The organism is Proteus sp. NMG38-2 (assembly GCF_020640995.1).
Lineage (GTDB): Bacteria > Pseudomonadota > Gammaproteobacteria > Enterobacterales > Enterobacteriaceae > Proteus.
On sequence record NZ_CP085481.1, the window covers coordinates 1,401,206 to 1,419,562 of the forward strand.

14 protein-coding genes are annotated in these 18,357 nt (G+C 38.5%); 8 read left to right on the forward strand and 6 right to left on the reverse strand.

Going from position 1 to position 18,357, the window contains the following annotated elements; all coding sequences use genetic code 11:
- Positions 1–6: 6 nt before the first annotated feature.
- A complete protein-coding gene (allD, locus tag LG402_RS06545; protein ID WP_166539644.1) occupies positions 7–1,056 on the forward strand; it encodes an ureidoglycolate dehydrogenase in 1,050 nt (349 codons plus the stop codon).
- Positions 1,057–1,139: 83 nt separating this feature from the next.
- Here allD and LG402_RS06550 read toward each other — a convergent pair whose 3' ends face one another.
- Entirely contained in the window at positions 1,140–2,027 is an 888-nt protein-coding gene (locus LG402_RS06550) for a BPSS1780 family membrane protein (RefSeq protein WP_166539643.1), read from the reverse strand.
- Positions 2,028–2,268: 241 nt separating this feature from the next.
- Here LG402_RS06550 and LG402_RS06555 point away from each other — a divergent pair, with 241 nt between their 5' ends.
- Positions 2,269–3,105, forward strand: coding sequence for an HNH endonuclease signature motif containing protein (locus LG402_RS06555; protein ID WP_227336647.1), 837 nt, complete (start codon positions 2,269–2,271; stop codon positions 3,103–3,105).
- Between the two features lie 69 nt (positions 3,106–3,174).
- Here the strand turns inward: LG402_RS06555 and pflA are convergent, their stop codons facing one another.
- The 4 genes from pflA to ycaO form a co-directional block, all read right to left on the reverse strand.
- Complete coding sequence (gene pflA, locus LG402_RS06560; protein WP_036938126.1) at positions 3,175–3,915, reverse strand: pyruvate formate lyase 1-activating protein; 741 nt, start codon at positions 3,913–3,915, stop codon at positions 3,175–3,177.
- Positions 3,916–4,024: 109 nt separating this feature from the next.
- Positions 4,025–6,307: a formate C-acetyltransferase gene (gene pflB / locus LG402_RS06565; RefSeq protein ID WP_166539641.1), complete on the reverse strand. Its 2,283-nt coding sequence runs from the start codon at positions 6,305–6,307 to the stop codon at positions 4,025–4,027.
- Positions 6,308–6,361: 54 nt separating this feature from the next.
- Complete coding sequence (focA, locus tag LG402_RS06570; protein WP_109408791.1) at positions 6,362–7,216, reverse strand: formate transporter FocA; 855 nt, start codon at positions 7,214–7,216, stop codon at positions 6,362–6,364.
- 672 nt (positions 7,217–7,888) lie between these two features.
- On the reverse strand, positions 7,889–9,646 hold the full coding sequence (ycaO, locus tag LG402_RS06575; protein ID WP_227336648.1) for a 30S ribosomal protein S12 methylthiotransferase accessory factor YcaO: 1,758 nt from the start codon (positions 9,644–9,646) through the stop codon (positions 7,889–7,891).
- A 229-nt stretch (positions 9,647–9,875) separates the two neighbouring features.
- Between ycaO and ansB the strand changes: the two genes are divergently transcribed.
- Complete coding sequence (gene ansB / locus LG402_RS06580) at positions 9,876–10,913, forward strand: L-asparaginase 2 (RefSeq protein WP_227336649.1); 1,038 nt, start codon at positions 9,876–9,878, stop codon at positions 10,911–10,913.
- A gap of 68 nt (positions 10,914–10,981) precedes the next feature.
- Here ansB and LG402_RS06585 read toward each other — a convergent pair whose 3' ends face one another.
- The gene (locus LG402_RS06585; protein WP_227336650.1) at positions 10,982–12,412 is read right to left on the reverse strand and encodes an MFS transporter; all 1,431 of its coding nucleotides are present in this window, start codon (positions 12,410–12,412) and stop codon (positions 10,982–10,984) included.
- Positions 12,413–12,548: 136 nt separating this feature from the next.
- Between LG402_RS06585 and serC the strand changes: the two genes are divergently transcribed.
- The 5 genes from serC to ihfB all read left to right on the forward strand — a co-directional run bounded on the left by serC (position 12,549) and on the right by ihfB (position 18,315).
- Positions 12,549–13,637, forward strand: coding sequence for a 3-phosphoserine/phosphohydroxythreonine transaminase (serC, locus tag LG402_RS06590; RefSeq protein ID WP_166539638.1), 1,089 nt, complete (start codon positions 12,549–12,551; stop codon positions 13,635–13,637).
- Positions 13,638–13,830: 193 nt separating this feature from the next.
- Entirely contained in the window at positions 13,831–15,117 is a 1,287-nt protein-coding gene (aroA, locus tag LG402_RS06595) for a 3-phosphoshikimate 1-carboxyvinyltransferase (RefSeq protein ID WP_227336651.1), read from the forward strand.
- A 313-nt stretch (positions 15,118–15,430) separates the two neighbouring features.
- The gene (gene cmk / locus LG402_RS06600) at positions 15,431–16,117 is read left to right on the forward strand and encodes a (d)CMP kinase (protein WP_109408797.1); all 687 of its coding nucleotides are present in this window, start codon (positions 15,431–15,433) and stop codon (positions 16,115–16,117) included.
- Positions 16,118–16,290: 173 nt separating this feature from the next.
- A complete protein-coding gene (gene rpsA, locus LG402_RS06605; RefSeq protein ID WP_036938108.1) occupies positions 16,291–17,964 on the forward strand; it encodes a 30S ribosomal protein S1 in 1,674 nt (557 codons plus the stop codon).
- A 63-nt stretch (positions 17,965–18,027) separates the two neighbouring features.
- The gene (ihfB, locus tag LG402_RS06610; protein WP_006537420.1) at positions 18,028–18,315 is read left to right on the forward strand and encodes an integration host factor subunit beta; all 288 of its coding nucleotides are present in this window, start codon (positions 18,028–18,030) and stop codon (positions 18,313–18,315) included.
- Positions 18,316–18,357 lie beyond the last annotated feature (42 nt).

Sequence of the window (18,357 nt, forward strand, 5' to 3'; positions counted from 1 at the left end):
TATTCTATGATAGTTTCTAAACCGCAGTTACATCAATTAATTAAAAATAAATTACATCATGCTGGGCTAAATGAAGCCCATGCAGATACGGTGGCTGATGTCTTAGTCCATGCTGATGGTAAAGGCATTCATTCTCATGGTGCTGTGCGTGTAGAGTATTATGCAGAGCGCATTAGCAAAGGTGGTACCAATACCACACCTAATTTTACTTATACTGAAACTGGACCTTGTAGCGCTGTATTTGATGGCGATAATGGCGCAGGCCATGTTGCCGCGAAAGATGCAATGGAACGCGCAATTAAAATGGCACAGGAGAAGGGCGTCGCAGTCGTTGGTGTAAGACGAATTGGTCACAGTGGCGCACTTTCTTATTTTGTCGAGCAGGCATCACAAGCAGGAATGATAGGTATCTCACTTTGCCAATCTGATCCTATGGTTGTTCCTTTTGGTGGCTCAGAAGTGTATTACGGCACAAACCCTATCGCGTTTTCTGCTCCAGGCGTAGGTGATAAACATATTACATTCGATATGGCGACAACAGTACAGGCATGGGGCAAGGTGCTTGATGCGCGTTCACGTCATGTCGATATTCCTGATACTTGGGCGGTAGATGAAAGCGGAAAACCTACGACAGATCCTTTTGCGGTAAAAGGCTTATTGCCCATTGCTGGCCCTAAAGGTTATGGTTTGATGATGATGGTCGATGTGTTATCAGGTATTTTGCTTGGGCTTCCTTTTGGTAAACATGTCAGCTCGATGTATCATGATTTAACGCAAGGACGAGAGTTAGGCCAATTACATATTGTAATTAATCCTGCATTCTTTACTGATGCGACATTATTTAGAGAGCATATCTCACAAGTTATGGGGGAATTAAATGCGATTAAGCCGGCCCCTAATGTAGATAAAGTTCTCTATCCTGGTGAAAATAGCCAAATAGAAGAACAAAGAAGCGAAAAAGAAGGCATTGAAATTGTTGATGAAATTTATAACTATTTGATCTCTGACGCACTTTACAATAAGTCTTACGATAATAAAAATCCGTTTGCAGGCTAATAAGATTTATTTTAGCTAATAAAAAGCAGTAGATGAGATTGCTTCAGTCTACTGCTGTTTTATTTAGGTTGTTAACGCTAATATTAGCTTACTAATTTTCCAATATTGGATTCAGCGGTTTTATTTAGAGAAATTGCACCATTTCCATTGATGCCACCGTTATTTCCTTGATTTCCTATATTATGATGATAAAAAATATCACGATAAGAGCCATACATTGCTGTATAGGAAAGAGGAATAGTAATCAGTAAACCTAAACCAAATGGAATAACACTAATAGCAATAATAAAGAACAGTAAAATAAAGAAGAAGAACCCACCAGATAAGTTTATTTTTACTGCTGCTAGGCTCGCTTTAACTGCAGGGAATGCTTTATAACCATTGACTAATACAAGCGCAGGAACAAACCAATAGGCTGCAGTGCTTAATGCACCAAAAATAGCGATAATAACAAAAAATAATATAAATCCAGACGAGTTATCCATCATCATTTCAGCAATGATTTCTTCAGGATAATCGCTATTGATAGCATAAAAAATATCCATCATAGCGGCACTGCTGACGATAAATGCAAGAATAAAACCTACAAGTAAAATTAGGAAACTAATACCATATGCGCCCATCAAGCTAAGGTAACGTTTGTTATAAAAGCCAAAGAATAAAGTATCAACATCAATACGTTGAGTCTCATACTGCTGATGAGCAATTGCCACGACACCAGCGGCTAATACAGTAGTAACAAAAGGTGAAATGATTGGACCCAATAGCGGAATGAATCCAAGAATGGTTGATATAATAAGACTAACGATAAAGTAGATAATAATAACGCCGATCCACATCCAAAAACGTTCTTTTATTAAATCCCATCCGAGTCCTAACCAACGCACTCCGCCTGAAGCACCTCGTGCTTGAGGAATAGGCGTAAAGATCTCTTGCGGCTCTGTTTGCGATGAATTGTTGTCTTGTTCCATTTCCTGTACCTTAATCCCGATATCTTTGTTTATAAATATAAGCCCTCTATAATATCTTTTTGTTTTGTTATTAATCAACTGTATTAAAGCTAATATAGGTTAAGGATAATCTTATAGTAAAAAAGCAATATTATTCTGTTATAGCAATAGGAGTATTAGATAGCTTATTTGCAGCCTTTTCTTTGATAAGAGGGTATGTGTCTTAAGTAAAATGAATGCACGATAATAAATAGGAATAAAAATGAAATATTATTATGCATTACATGGTGATAAAAATAAGAAGAATTTTGATTATAAAAGTGGTTATGGATTATCAGGTGCTCGAGTAGGTGACCTTTATAATATTGAAAAAGGAGATAAAGTTTTTATTATTCAAAAAATAAAAACTAATGAAAATTATAAATTATGCGGATTATTTGAGGTTGTTGGTCACTATGTAGATGAAAAAAACACCAAATCACCTAATAGGTTAAAATTTAAAGCACCTGATGATGAATATTTAAATAAATTTATTGAGTTAGATGAGGATGTTTTAAGTAAAAGCTTACCTAAGCTAGATACTCCTTATAATTGGAATAATTTTAAACGTCATTTTTGTAAGCAAGGACAATCATTAAGAAAACCTCTTTCAGAGAAAGTATCTAGGGTTTTACTTGACGTTTTAAATAATAACTTAAATACAGAGATTCAAAGTAAAGATCGGACTTTAGAAAAACTCAATGAAGAATTTGAAGATGCGGTTAAGCAATCAAGAGGATCTTCAAAAAAAGCTCGTCAGGAAAGATTAAAAAAAGCGCCGGCTAGGCTTGAATATATTTCGAGAGAAGTATTGGTTTATCCACGTAATCCAGATGTTGTTGCAGAGGTTTTAGATAGAGCAAAAGGGTTTTGTGAATGTTGTAAAAAACCTGCGCCATTTAATCAAAAAGAGAAGCAGAATAAAGATAACCCAGAGTATAAATCAGAACCTTATCTTGAAGTACATCATAAAATATTTTTATCACAAGGAGGGGGTGATACGGTTGAGAATGCTGAAGCTCTCTGCCCAAATTGCCATCGAGAAAAACATTATGGCTAATAGTAAACATTAAACAAAAAAGCAGCGCTTAAAAACGCTGCTTCTTAAATTAATTCTAAGTAGAAGAATTTAATACATTACTTTATGGCCGTAAGACTCAAGAATGGATTTAACATTTTCCATCGTCTCTTTTGACGGTGGATGAATACCATCTAGTTTGTATTCTTCGCCTAAAGCTACCCATTTATGTTTGCCGAGTTCGTGGTAAGGTAGTAGCTCTACTTTTTCGATGTTTTTCATATCTTTAATAAATTCGCCTAAACGATGAGCAGAATCATCATCGTCAGACCAACCCGGAACAACCACATAACGAACCCATGTTTTTTGGCCTCGCTTGGCTAAATAACGGGCAAATTCAAGTGTGCGTTGGTTTGATACGCCCACTAATTTTTGGTGAATTTCATCATTGACTTGTTTTAGGTCGAGCATCACCAAGTCAGTAGCATCCATTAATTCATCAATAACGGGATCATAACGACGAACAAAGCCGTTAGTATCTAAGCAAGTATGGATATTTTCTTTTTGACATGCGCGGAACCAATCGCGCACAAACTCTGCTTGCAAAATCGCTTCGCCACCAGAAGCAGTAACACCGCCACCAGAAGCATTCATAAAATGACGATAGGTAACCGCCTCTTTCATTAATTCATCAACTGTGACGATTTGCCCACCATGAGTATCCCATGTGTCACGATTGTGACAATAGAGGCATCTCATTAAGCATCCTTGAAAGAAAACAATGAAACGTATTCCGGGACCGTCAACAGTACCGCAGGATTCAAATGAGTGGATACGACCAAGTACGGACATAACAGGGTTACTCCAAAACTGTCTAGATAAAAAGGCCCCAAAGTAGGGGCCTTTATTCTAAGCGATTTTATCTACTTTCTCAGTAAATAAATGCATATAGTTATCTTTATTACATTGTTTGTGTAAATGTACGGGTGATAACGTCTTGCTGTTGCTCTTTAGTCAGTGAGTTAAAGCGAACTGCATAACCAGAAACACGGATAGTTAACTGAGGATATTTCTCAGGATCTTCCATTGCTTCTAACAGCATTTCACGGTTCATCACGTTAACGTTCAGATGCTGACCACCTTCAATGCCGGCTTCGTGGTGGAAATAACCATCCATCAGACCTGCAAGGTTCGCTTTACGAACATCATCATCTTTACCTAATGCATTAGGCACGATTGAGAAGGTGTAAGAAATACCGTCTTTTGCATAAGCAAATGGCAGTTTAGCAACTGAAGTCAGTGAAGCAACAGCACCTTTTTGGTCACGACCGTGCATTGGGTTAGCACCTGGTCCGAATGGCGCGCCTGCACGACGACCGTCTGGAGTGTTACCTGTTTTCTTACCGTAAACAACGTTTGAAGTGATAGTCAGGATAGACTGTGTAGGTACCGCATTACGGTATGTACGCAGTTTCTGAATTTTCTTCATGAAACGTTCAACTAAGTCACAAGCGATGTCATCTACACGAGAATCGTTGTTACCAAATTGTGGGTATTCGCCATCAATTTTGAAGTCAATCGCTAAGCCGTTTTCATCACGGATTGGAGAAACTTTTGCATATTTGATTGCAGACAGTGAGTCAGCTGCAACAGACAGACCTGCGATACCACATGCCATTGTACGATATACATCACGATCATGAAGTGCCATCAGAGCTGCTTCATAGCTGTATTTATCGTGCATGTAGTGGATAACGTTCAGCGCAGTGACGTACTGAGTTGCTAACCAATCCATAAAGTGATCCATTTGGTTCATCACGGTATCGAAGTTTAATACTTCGTCCTTGATTGGAGCATGTTTTGGACCTACTTGGATTTTCAGTTTTTCGTCAACACCACCATTGATGGTATACAGTAAGGTTTTCGCTAAGTTTGCACGAGCACCGAAGAACTGCATTTGTTTACCAACAACCATTGGGCTAACACAACATGCGATTGCATAGTCATCGCTGTCGAAGTCAGGACGCATTAAGTCATCATTTTCGTACTGGATTGAAGAAGTATCGATTGAGACTTTCGCTGCGTATTTTTTAAAGTTGATAGGCAGTTGTTCTGACCACAGGATGGTCATGTTTGGTTCTGGTGATGGACCCATTGTGTACAGGGTATTTAAGAAACGGAAAGTATTCTTAGTTACCATAGTACGGCCATCTAAACCCATACCAGCTAAAGATTCTGTTGCCCAGATTGGGTCACCAGAGAACAGCTCATCATATTCAGGAGTACGTAAGAAACGAACCATACGTAATTTCATGACTAAGTGGTCAATTAATTCCTGAGCTTGTTCTTCAGTCAGTAAACCTGCATCAATATCACGTTGGATGTAGATATCTAAGAATGTAGATACACGACCAAATGACATTGCAGCACCGTTTTGAGATTTAACAGCGGCTAAGTAACCGAAGTAAGTCCATTGTACTGCTTCTTTTGCGTTTTGAGCTGGGCGAGAAATATCGTAGCCGTATTTTGCAGCCATTTCTTGGATTTGACCTAAAGCAGCATGCTGCTCTGCGATTTCTTCACGCAGTTGGATAGTCATTTCCAGATCTTCGCCTTTTTCCATTCTTTCTTGTAAAGAAGTGAATTGAGCGAATTTATCTTTACGCAGGAAGTCGATACCGTACAGTGCAACACGACGGTAGTCACCGATGATACGGCCACGACCATAAGCATCTGGTAAACCTGTTAAGATACCAGATTTACGGCATTTCATGATGTCTGGAGTATAAACATCGAAAACGCCTTGGTTGTGAGTTTTACGATAATCAGTAAAGATTTTTTTCAGTTCTGGGTCCAGCTCACGGTTGTAAGCGTGGCAAGAACTTTCAACCATACGGATACCACCGAATGGGATGATCGCACGTTTCAGAGGTGCATCAGTCTGTAAACCTACGACTTGTTCTAAATCTTTAGTGATGTAACCCGCATCGTGTGATGTGATAGTTGAAGCAACAGAAGTATCAAAATCAACCGGCGCATGTGTGCGGTTTTCGATTTTGATGCCTTCCATAACTTGTTCCCAAAGTGTATCAGTTGCTTTAGTGGAACCTGCTAGGAAAGATTCGTCGCCTTCATATGGAGTATAGTTTTTTTGGATAAAATCACGAACGTTAACACCGTTCTGCCATTCACCTTCAGAAAAACCTTTCCATGCTTCAGCAAATTTTTCATTTAAATCAGACATGATACTTCTACCTTTTTACAATGGAACTTAAGAAATCAGTCATACCTGCACGGATTAATGTTTGTCACCGCGCAGATGCATTAACCAGTATACCAGACCGACTAGGACTGCCCCGCCAATAATGTTACCGATAGTGACAGGCAATAAATTATCAGAGAGAAAATTTGATACCGTTAAATTTGAAAATTGTTCGGGTGATGCACCTACTTTAGTCCAGAATTCTGCGGGTGCAAAATTCTTAATAACAATACCTAAAGGAATAAGAAACATGTTAGCGATACTGTGCTCAAAACCGCTAGCAACGAACATACCTATAGGTAAAATCAGTGCAAAAAGCTTATCAATGAGTGTACGACCTGCATAGCTCATCCATACTGCAAGACAAACCATTAAGTTAGCTAGAATGCCTAAACAAACTGCTTCGATAAAAGTGTGTTCAACTTTATGTTGTGCAGTTTGTAAAACGTTTAGCCCCCAAAGCCCATTTGCAGCCATATGTTGGCCAGCAAACCACATTAAGGCAACAAAAAAGAGTGCGCCAATGAAGTTACCAAGATAGACATTTATCCAGTTAGCAAACATTTTGCCCCAAGATATACGTCCAGTCGCTTTAGGAATAATAGTCAGAACAGTTGAGGTGAATAAGTCCGCGCCACAAACGACGACGAGCATTAACCCCAGAGAGAAGCAGATCCCGCCAACTAATTTAGCCAGCCCAAATGGAACAGATGCGGTGCCTGTAGTAGCAGTAATATAAAAAACAAAAGCAATTGATATAAACATTCCCGCAGTAAATGCAGATAAGTAAGTCGTTGGAATATGTTTATTTGCTTTATAACAACATGCATCATCGGCAACTTTTGCCATATCAGCAGGTGATAATAAATTAAAAGGGCTGTCAGCTTTCATACTAACACTCTCTTATATGTTGGAATAATTATAGCACGCAATAATAGTAGCAAAGGGGCTTACTTCTAAAATTGATATGGATCATGGTCGCTTATTAGAAACCCGATTTCAGTGCGTAAAAACCCGCTATTTTAGCTATAACCATTTGATTAATAAAATAAAAAAATTTTTTAAAAATTATCAAAAAATTTTAGACTAGCTGGATAAATAAAGTAAAAAGTAAAGATAAAGTATTATTTAGACCCCGTATGTTAAGAATTAAAAATCAAATTTAACGCCTTATTTACTTTTTCCATAAATATAAACATTACTTTATTTGTGGTTAATCATGATTGATTACTCCAGACATATAACCATTATAAAAATAAGGTTTTTAAATTTTTGAGAACTGGTTAAACAAATAGCAATTTAAACTGTATTTAAGCTATATTCTTAGTGCAAAAGTTCAATATATATTTATAGTGTCGTATTAAATATCTTAAATCGTCAATTTTGCCATATTTTGACAATTTTGTCGGATGGCATATTTGTCAAGTTGACAAAATTGTCAAAAATTTATTTTTAGCAAAATAAAACACTCTACTTTTCAATAGAGTGTTTCAATTTAAATACGCGCTTATTATTCAGTTAAATTTAGTGATTATTTAATAAATCATCCTAAATAAAATAGGCTTATTTGTTCGATTGACGTTTTGCTTTTTGCAATTTTTCATAAGCAGTAAGTAACGACTGATGAATAGGTAAATTTGTTAAGTCAGCATCGATAGGTTGTAAACCATAAAATGCTTGTTTACCTTGTATTGCGTTTAAGGCTGCTTGTAATGTTTCTTCTCCATACATACGAGAGAATGCATACATGTATTGCACAGGTTCACGTTCAGTCTCTTGTTGTAATAATAAGAGATTGTGTAAGCAGCGATAATAATTTTGGCGTTCTGGCGTAAATAAAGAAGCGTTGAAATCTTGAGTCCATTCAACCCAGACAAGCGCTTGATCAAGATCACCACCAGCAAGTGCAAGCATGGATTTTAATTCACCCACTCGCAAATGGCTCCAGCCATTATCTTTACCTGGTGCAATACCAATCATTTCTCTGATACGAGTAAAGTCGTCTAGACCATCTTCATCAAATTGACCGATAAGTGATAAATATTCTTCTTTTGTGCCTTCGCTTGTTGGTAACGAAAGAATAGTATCACGCCAATGTACACCCATAATGTTATTGGCTAACTGTAGATCTTCTGCAGGGTAAATATCGGATAAACCAGGTACTAAAATACGACACGCATAAACGCCTAAGTGTGAGTAATCCATAATATAGACTTCAGCATCACACTGCTGGCACAGCGCCATTAAGGTATGGAACTCTTCTTCAGTGGTGCCACTGAAATTCCAATCAGCAAAAGTATAATCGGCATCTTTCTTAAATAGATCCCAACTAATTAAACCACTTGAATCAATAAAATGTGTTTCAAGATTGGTGTGATCACCCACTTCTTCATCATCAAAGCTTGGTGGGTTGAAAACATCAAGATCTTTAAGACTACGGCCTTGTAATAACTCCGTGACGGTACGCTCTAAAGCTACACCAAAATCAGGATGAGCTCCAAAAGAAGCGAAACAAGTTCCATTTTGTGGGTTAAATAACACGACACAAATAACAGGGAATTGTCCCCCTAAAGAAGCATCAAAGCTAAAGATTGGGAAACCTTCTTGCTCTAAGGTATTAATCGCTTCAATAACAGCAGGGTAGCGAGCTAAAACCTCTTTAGGAATTTCAGGTAAGCTAATTCTTTCGGTGATAATGCGGTTTTTCACATAGCGTTCAAAAACTTCTGAAAGTCCTTGGACACGAGCTTCATTCTTTGTATTACCCGCAGACATGCCATTAGAGGCATACAAGTTAGCAATAATATTTACAGGAATATAAACAGGTTTTTCATCTGATTGACGAATAAATGGTAGTGCGCAAATTCCACGATCATGATTACTTGATTGTAAATCAACTAATTCACTACCACATAACTCACCTTCAGGATCATAAAATTCACGTAAACGCGCATCTAATAAACCTGTAGGAACAGAATCATCCTCAGTGAGAGGGAACCATTTTTCACTTGGATAGTGAACAAATTCACCTTCTGCAATATCAGCACCTAGCCAGAAATCAGAGAAGAAATAATTAGTTGAAAGACGTTCAAAGTATTCGCCTAATGCGGAAGCTAATGCTGCTTTTTTGCTGGCACCTTTACCGTTAGTAAAACATAAAGGGCAATCTTTATCGCGAATATGAACAGACCAGACATTAGGAACTGGGTTTAACCATGAAGCTTCTTCAATGTTAAAGCCTAAGTCGGTTAATTTTTTCTGAAAGCTAGCGATAGAATCTTCCAGTGCGGCATCTTTGCCAGGAATGAATGTTTGTGACATGGCAGGTTTCATTAATATTTTGCGGATGATAGTTAGGGGGCACATGATACTGAAATCCCCTGTTAATCACTAATAATTTCTCTCATTTAGAACTGACTAACCATATTCATAACTAATAAATTATTTAACATATGAGTTTTTTTAATAAATACGTTCGATTTATCACGGAATTAATAATTAAAAATCATCATAATTGGATTTATTTATAAACTCATAAGGGATCAGTTCGATGATGAAAAAAACATTGTTTGCCAGTCTATTAGCTGTAGTCAGTGGTTCTGTTTTCGCCTTACCTAATGTCACCATTTTAGCTACTGGTGGTACCATTGCAGGTGGTGGTGATTCAGCAACAACATCAAGCTATACAGCGGGTAAATTAGGTATTGATACGCTAATTAATGCCGTACCTGAGGCTAAAAAAGTCGCTAATTTAAAAGGCGAGCAAGTCGTCAACATTGGTTCTCAAGATATGAATGACCAAGTATGGCTTAAGCTGGCTAATAAAATTAATGCAGATTGTGATAAAACGGACGGATTTGTTATCACTCATGGTACTGACACCATGGAAGAGACGGCTTACTTTCTGGATTTAACAACAGCCTGTAAAAAACCAGTTGTTATGGTTGGTGCAATGCGCCCTGCAACTGCATTAGGCGCTGAAGGTCCTTTAAATCTTTTTAACGCAGTTGTGATTGCCAGTGATAAAGCTTCTGAAAATCGTGGTGTGTTAGTCACTATGAACAATGCGGTTATCAGTGGTAAAGATGTCGTGAAAATGAATACGACTGAAGTACAAGCATTCCAGCCAGTTAATGCCGGTGCTCAAGGTTACGTACATAACGGCAAGGTACATTATTACACTGCGGCATTACCTCGTGCTGATAAACCCGCATTTGATGTCAGTAAACTAACTGAATTACCAAAAGTGGGTATTGTTTATAACTACTCAAACGCCTCTAATTTACCAGCAAAAGCCTTTATTGATAATGGCTATAAAGGTATTGTCAGCGCGGGTGTTGGTAACGGTAACTTATATACTGATATTTTTGATACCTTAGCCGATGGCGCTAAAAAAGGTGTGGTTGTTGTGCGTGCAAGCCGTGTACCAGTAGGCTTTACTACACAAAATGGTGAAGTTGATGATGCAAAATATGGCTTTGTTGCATCAGAGCGCTTAAACCCACAAAAAGCGAGAGTATTATTACAATTATCTTTAATACAAACGCAAGAGTCTGCGAAAATCCAAGAGAATTTCGAAAAGTATTAATTTAAGAGAATTTGAATAATAACAAGGCCTCATTAATGAGGCTTTGTTATTTTTAAAGAGTGAAATGGCTAATTTGTTTTAGCTCGAGAGACAACAACTCTTGCTGTAAAAAAAGCAATTAATGGCGTTATTGCAAAAACAATAAAGAGCCAATGTGCAGCATTTTGAGCGCCTATCATGCCACCCGGATCTGTTAACCCTGCCATATTAACCACTGTCCCTGAAATAGAGGCTCCAACAGCTGTTGAAAACAATTGGATAGTGGTAATAGAAGTTGCTGCTTTTTGAGCTTCTTGCCCTTGAGAGACATGCAATACACGAGTTAAATAATGAGGCCATGCCATACCTATTCCAGCACCTGTAAAAAAGAGGGCTATACAAATAATGATAATTTGCCCATAAGGTATGGTTAGAACATTAGAGATAAATAAACCAAGGATCACAATGGCTGAAAAGTTAATCATTGGACCAAAACGCATTAATTTTTGAGCAGTAGATTGTTTACTTGATGAAGACACAATGGCAGAGAAAGACCAACCTGCACCAACCAATGCTGCTAAATAACCCGAAAGTAGAGGGGTAATATTATGGATAATTTGCAAGAAATAGGGCACAAAGACTTCTGTTTGCACACTGATCCCTAATAAAGCCATGGTGAGATATATTGGTGCTAATGGTGCAGAAAAAGAAAATGTTCCTTTAGGAAATAAGCCATCATTTGATCTTTTATCAATATTGACTAGCAGTAAAATAAAGATCACTGCAAATATAAAGGATAAGGTGTTATATAAAATAACGTTATAAAGACTGCCAATAGAAATAGATAATACAGCGAGCATTAATAAAATAAGCTGTTGAGAAGGTAACGGCGCTTTGGCGACAATATTATCAGCATTATTTTCGGTAGGAAGAATAGTTAATAATAAAATAGCGTAAGGAATACCTACAAATAAAATAGACCAAAATGCGCCACGCCAAACATCATATTCAGCAAATATTCCACCCAGTGCGGGTCCTAATAGTGTCGATATTCCCCACATACTAGACATTAACGCCATGGCTCTGGACCAAAGTGGTTGAGGAAACATGACTCGAACTAACGAGTAAGCAAGTGCCAGCAACATTCCTCCGCCAGCCCCTTGAATAAATCGCCCTAAAAGCAATATCTGCATTGAGGGTGCTGTTGCACAAATAACAGAGCCAGATAAAAAGCAAATGGTGGCAAAAAGATAACTATTGCGAGGTGCAAATGCACTCAGCAATCGTGAAGTTAATGCAGAAGAAAGAATTGAAGCCAGAATAAAAACAGTGGTGTTCCATGCATATAAATTGAGCCCACCTATATCTCGGACAATAGAAGGCAGTGTTGTTATCGTGATATAAACATTAATTGCATGTAATGCAACGCCTCCTGCTAAAGCGAGCGATTTTAGACTATTTTTTCCATGAAGAAGCATTCCCCAGCTTGCTTCTTCTTTTTTATTTACACTCCCCGACATAAAACACTCCTAACCGTTATTTTTACGCACTGCGTATTATGCGTTAGCTCACAATAATCATTGCGCCAATTTAACGAGAATGATACAACCGATAAAGGTCATTTTGTAAAAACATATTCAGATAGGGTGAATTTGAATGAGTCAGTTATATAACTTTAGTGCAGGTCCGGCTATGTTACCGGCAGAAGTCCTTCGTCGTGCAGAATTAGAATTATGCAACTGGCATGAACTGGGGCGCTCGGTCATGGAAATCAGCCACCGCAGTAAAGAGTTTCTTGAAGTTGCTCATCAGGCAGAGCAAGATCTTCGTGATCTTCTCAATGTGCCAGAAAACTACAAAATTCTTTTTTGCCATGGTGGGGCACGAGGTCACTTTGCGGCTTTACCTCTCAACTTGTTAGGTGAGAAGACAACAGCTGACTATATTGATGGTGGTTATTGGGCGAAAAGTGCAGCCGAAGAAGCTGAAAAATATTGTTCGCCAAATATCATTAAAATTAAAACAGAAGTTGATGGCAAAATTGGTGTTAAGCCAATGAAAGAATGGCAATTAAGTAATGATGCCGCTTATGTACATTATTGCCCAAATGAAACCATTGATGGTATTGCCATTCATGAAGAACCCAATTTTGATGACAACAAAATTGTTATTGCTGACTATTCGTCTTCTATTTTATCTCAACCGATAGATGTTAGCCGTTTTGGTGTTATCTATGCGGGTGCACAAAAAAATATTGGCCCTGCGGGTTTAACTATTGTCATTATTCGTGAAGATCTATTAGGTAAAGCGCATAAAGAAACACCTTCTGTGTTTGATTACACAGTGCTTGCTGAAAATGACTCCATGTTTAATACACCACCTACCTTTGCTTGGTATTTATCAGGTATGGTCTTTAAATGGCTGAAAGAGCAAGGTGGTTTGCAAGAGATGGCAAAACGTAACTATGAAAAAGCAGCGCTTCTTTATAGTGCAATTGATAATAGCGATTTTTATATCAATCGAGTTGCTACAGAAAATCGCTCACTAATGAATGTACCTTTCCAAATGTCTTCCCCTGAATTAGATTCAGTCTTCTTAAAAGAGGCCGAAGCTCAAGGGTTAGTCGCATTAAAAGGCCACCGTGTATCTGGTGGTATGCGTGCATCAATTTATAACGCAATGCCATTAGCTGGTGTTCAAGCATTAGTTGATTTTATGGCTGATTTTGAGCGTCGCCACGCATAATACATACATTATATGTCTAGGAAGCCTATGTGAAAGTAGGTTTCCTTTTATCCAAAGATGTTGATAATGACAATCAAATTATCCCAGTACTAAAAAATAAATAAAAACAATAAGTACCTAAATCGTTTTATTATTTTTTGATTAAACAGCATCCCATCTTATTTTATTTGTTTATCGGAGTTCTTACCTGTTTATGGAATCGTTGACATTACAGCCTATTGCTCATATTGAAGGCACTATTAATTTACCAGGTTCAAAAAGTGTCTCTAATCGTGCGTTATTATTAGCCGCTTTAGCTAAAGGTAAAACACGTTTAACTAACCTATTAGATAGTGATGATATTCGTCATATGCTAAATGCATTAAAAGCATTAGGCGTGCAGTATCAATTATCAAATAACAATACAGTTTGTGATATAGAGGGTCTAGGTGGTGAATTTAAAACTAATTCACCATTAGAACTTTTCTTAGGTAATGCTGGTACAGCAATGCGTCCATTGGCAGCTGCATTAAGTTTAGGTTCGCATGACATTGTATTAACGGGTGAACCACGAATGAAAGAGCGCCCAATTGGGCACTTAGTTGACGCTTTGCGCCAAGGTGGTGCGAGTATCGATTATCTCGAACAAACAGATTATCCACCTATTCGTTTATGTGGCGGTTTTAAGGGTGGAAATGTAGCAGTTGATGGTAGTGTTTCAAGCCAATTTTTGACCGCCTTATTAATGACAGCGCCATTAGCTGAGCAAGATACAACTATTACAATTAAGGGTGAGTTAGTATCAAAACCGTATATCGATATTACCTTAGCGTTGATTAATACCTTTGGTGGCAAGATTGAAAATCAAAATTATCAACAATTTGTTGTGAAAGGCGGTCAACAATATCAATCACCTGAAAAATACCTTGTAGAAGGAGATGCGTCATCAGCATCTTATTTCTTAGCTGCTGCTGCAATTAAAGGTGGAACAGTCCGAGTGACAGGTATTGGCAAAAATAGTTTGCAAGGCGATATTCATTTTGCTTCTGTACTTGAAAAAATGGGAGCAAAAATACGTTGGGGTGATGATTATATTGAATGTGAACGTGGCTCGTTAAAGGGCATCGATATGGATATGAATACTATTCCTGATGCAGCAATGACCATTGCTACTACAGCGCTGTTTGCAAAAGGTGATACTGTTATTCGTAATATCTATAACTGGCGTGTAAAAGAAACTGACCGATTGGCAGCAATGGCTGCAGAATTGCAAAAAGTAGGTGCGATTGTAGAAGAAGGGCATGATTACTTAAAAGTCACTCCACCACAGCAGTTAACGACTGCAAATATCAAAACTTATAACGATCATCGTATTGCTATGTGTTTCTCGCTGGTGGCATTGTCTGATACACCTATTACTATTCTTGATCCAGGTTGTACAGCCAAAACATTCCCAGATTATTTTGATAAGTTAGAAACGCTTTCTCAGCGTCATGGTTAATACCCATTGTATTTAATAAAAACAAGTCAAATTTAAATCAGTTAAATCGGCAGTGTTGGACTTCTAACAGCACAATATTGCCGATTTTTTATTATGTTCAGACAAAGTTTTCTAAAAAATAACCTATCTATAAAAAATAATATTGAATAAATCTCTTTGGCCTTTATCTGCTTGTTTCTTCCTATACATTGTATGCGTATAATGACGCGCATACATTAATACTGTTTTTCTCTGTTTGAATTCAATGTCTATTATATCAATGTAATAAAAGCATCAAACACAGAAACACAGTGCCCATGAAAAGGAGAAACTCATGGCGGTTATCGTCCCTGTTATAACTGTTGATGGGCCTAGCGGAGCAGGTAAAGGAACATTATGCCAAGCATTAGCGAAAGCGTTTGGCTGGCACTTACTTGACTCTGGTGCTATTTATCGTGTGTTGGCATTAGCTGCTTTACACCACCATGTTGATATTACTTCTGAAGATGCATTAGTACCTTTAGCGGCAAATTTAGATGTACGTTTTGTTCCTAATGAGAATGGTTTAAGTGTTATCCTCGAAGGTGAAGATGTATCGAATGAAATTCGTACTGAAACAGTTGGGAATACGGCCTCACAAGCAGCAACTTTTCCCCGTGTAAGAGAAGCATTATTGCGTCGCCAGCGAGCATTTCGTACTGAACCTGGTCTTATTGCCGATGGGCGAGATATGGGAACGATAGTTTTCCCTGATGCTCAAGTGAAAATTTTTCTTGAAGCCAGCGCAGAGGAACGAGCACGTCGTCGCATGTTACAGTTGCAGGAAAAGGGCTTTAATGTTAACTTTGAGCGCCTTTTATCCGAGATAAAAGAACGCGATCACCGTGACCGGAATCGCGCTGTTGCGCCACTTGTTGCAGCGAAAGATGCATTAATTCTCGATTCTACAAGTTTGTCTATCGACGAAGTTATTGAAAAATCGTTAACTTATGCTAAAAAAAATCTGCAATTATCAGCGTAATTAATTTTTATTTCGTTTATACTAGGTAATTATCAAAATCGGGTTGACGTGTTAATGAAAACACAACAATGCCCGATGACCTTGTCACAAAGGATGTAACGAGGTATGTGAAACAACCCCATTCGGCCGGATGCTAAATGGACGTTAATTAAATTTACTTGAAGATCATTAACATGACAGAATCTTTTGCTCAACTCTTTGAAGAATCCCTAAAAACAATCGAAACTCGTCCTGGCGCTATCGTTCGCGGTGTTGTAGTTGCTATCGATAAAGACGTTGTTCTGGTTGATGCAGGTCTGAAATCAGAATCTGCTATCCCTGTAGAACAATTTAAAAACGCTCAAGGCGAATTAGAAATCCAAGTGGGCGACGAAATTGATGTTGCTCTGGACGCGGTTGAAGATGGCTTCGGTGAAACCGTTCTGTCTCGTGAGAAAGCTAAACGTCACGAAGCGTGGCTGATGCTGGAAAAAGCTTACGAAGAAAACGAAACTGTTGTTGGTATCATCAACGGTAAAGTTAAAGGTGGTTTCACTGTTGAACTGAACGGCATTCGTGCGTTCTTACCAGGTTCACTGGTAGACGTTCGCCCAGTTCGCGATACAACTCATCTGGAAAACAAAGAGCTTGAGTTCAAAGTCATCAAATTAGACCAAAAACGTAACAACGTTGTTGTGTCTCGTCGTGCGGTTATCGAATCTGAAAACAGCGCAGAACGCGATCAGTTATTAGAAAACCTGCAAGAAGGCATGGAAGTTAAAGGTATCGTTAAGAACCTTACTGACTACGGTGCATTCGTTGATCTGGGCGGTGTTGACGGCTTACTGCACATCACTGACATGGCTTGGAAACGTGTTAAACACCCAAGCGAAATTGTCAATGTTGGCGACGAAATCACTGTTAAAGTCCTGAAATTCGACCGTGAACGTACTCGCGTATCATTAGGTCTGAAACAACTGGGCGAAGATCCATGGGTAGCTATCGCTAAACGTTATCCAGAAGGTACTAGACTGACTGGTCGTGTAACTAATCTGACTGATTACGGTTGCTTCGTAGAAATCGAAGAAGGCGTTGAAGGTCTGGTACACGTTTCTGAAATGGATTGGACTAACAAAAACATTCACCCATCTAAAGTTGTTAACGTTGGTGATGTTGTTGAAGTTATGGTTCTTGACATCGATGAAGAACGTCGCCGTATTTCACTGGGTCTGAAACAGTGCAAATCTAACCCATGGCAGCAGTTCGCAGAAACTCACAACAAGAACGACCGTGTTGAAGGTAAAATCAAGTCTATCACTGACTTCGGTATCTTCATCGGTTTAGACGGCGGTATCGACGGTCTGGTTCACTTATCTGACATTTCTTGGAATGTTGCAGGTGAAGAAGCAGTTCGTGAATACAAAAAAGGCGACGAAATCGCTGCTGTAGTTCTGCAAGTTGATGCTGAACGTGAACGTATCTCACTGGGCGTTAAACAATTATCAGAAGATCCATTCAATAATTACCTGTCTGCTCACAAAAAAGGTGCTATTGTTTCTGGTAAAGTAACTGCTGTTGACGCTAAAGGCGCAACTGTAGAATTAGCTGACGGTGTTGAAGGTTACCTGCGTGCTTCTGAAGCTTCACGTGACCGCGTTGAAGATGCAACTCTGGTTCTGAATGTTGGCGAAGCTGTTGAAGCTAAATACACTGGCGTTGACCGTAAAAACCGCGTTATCAACTTATCTGTTCGTGCTAAAGACGAAGCAGACGAGAAAGACGCTATCGCTTCTGTAAACAACAAAGAAGAAGTTGGTTTTTCAAACAACGCTATGGCTGAAGCTTTCAAAGCAGCTAAAGGCGAATAATTTAAGTTATTAACGGAGGCAACGTTAATCGTTGCCTATTTATCGGTAGTTTAGGGAGGTAATATGACCAAGTCTGAGTTAATCGAGAGACTTGCAGGCCTACAATCTCATCTTTCGGCTAAGACGGTTGAAGAAGCTGTAAAAGAAATGCTTGATCATATGGCTGATACTTTAGCTGATGGTGAGCGTATCGAAGTCCGCGGATTCGGCAGTTTTTCTCTACACTACCGTGCGCCGCGTACGGGTCGTAACCCGAAAACTGGTGATAAAGTAGATCTGGAAGGTAAATACGTTCCACACTTTAAGCCAGGTAAAGAGTTACGTGACCGTGTAAATATTTATACGGAATAATAACTCCTGTCGAAATGGCACGATGTTAGTTAACTTTCTCAA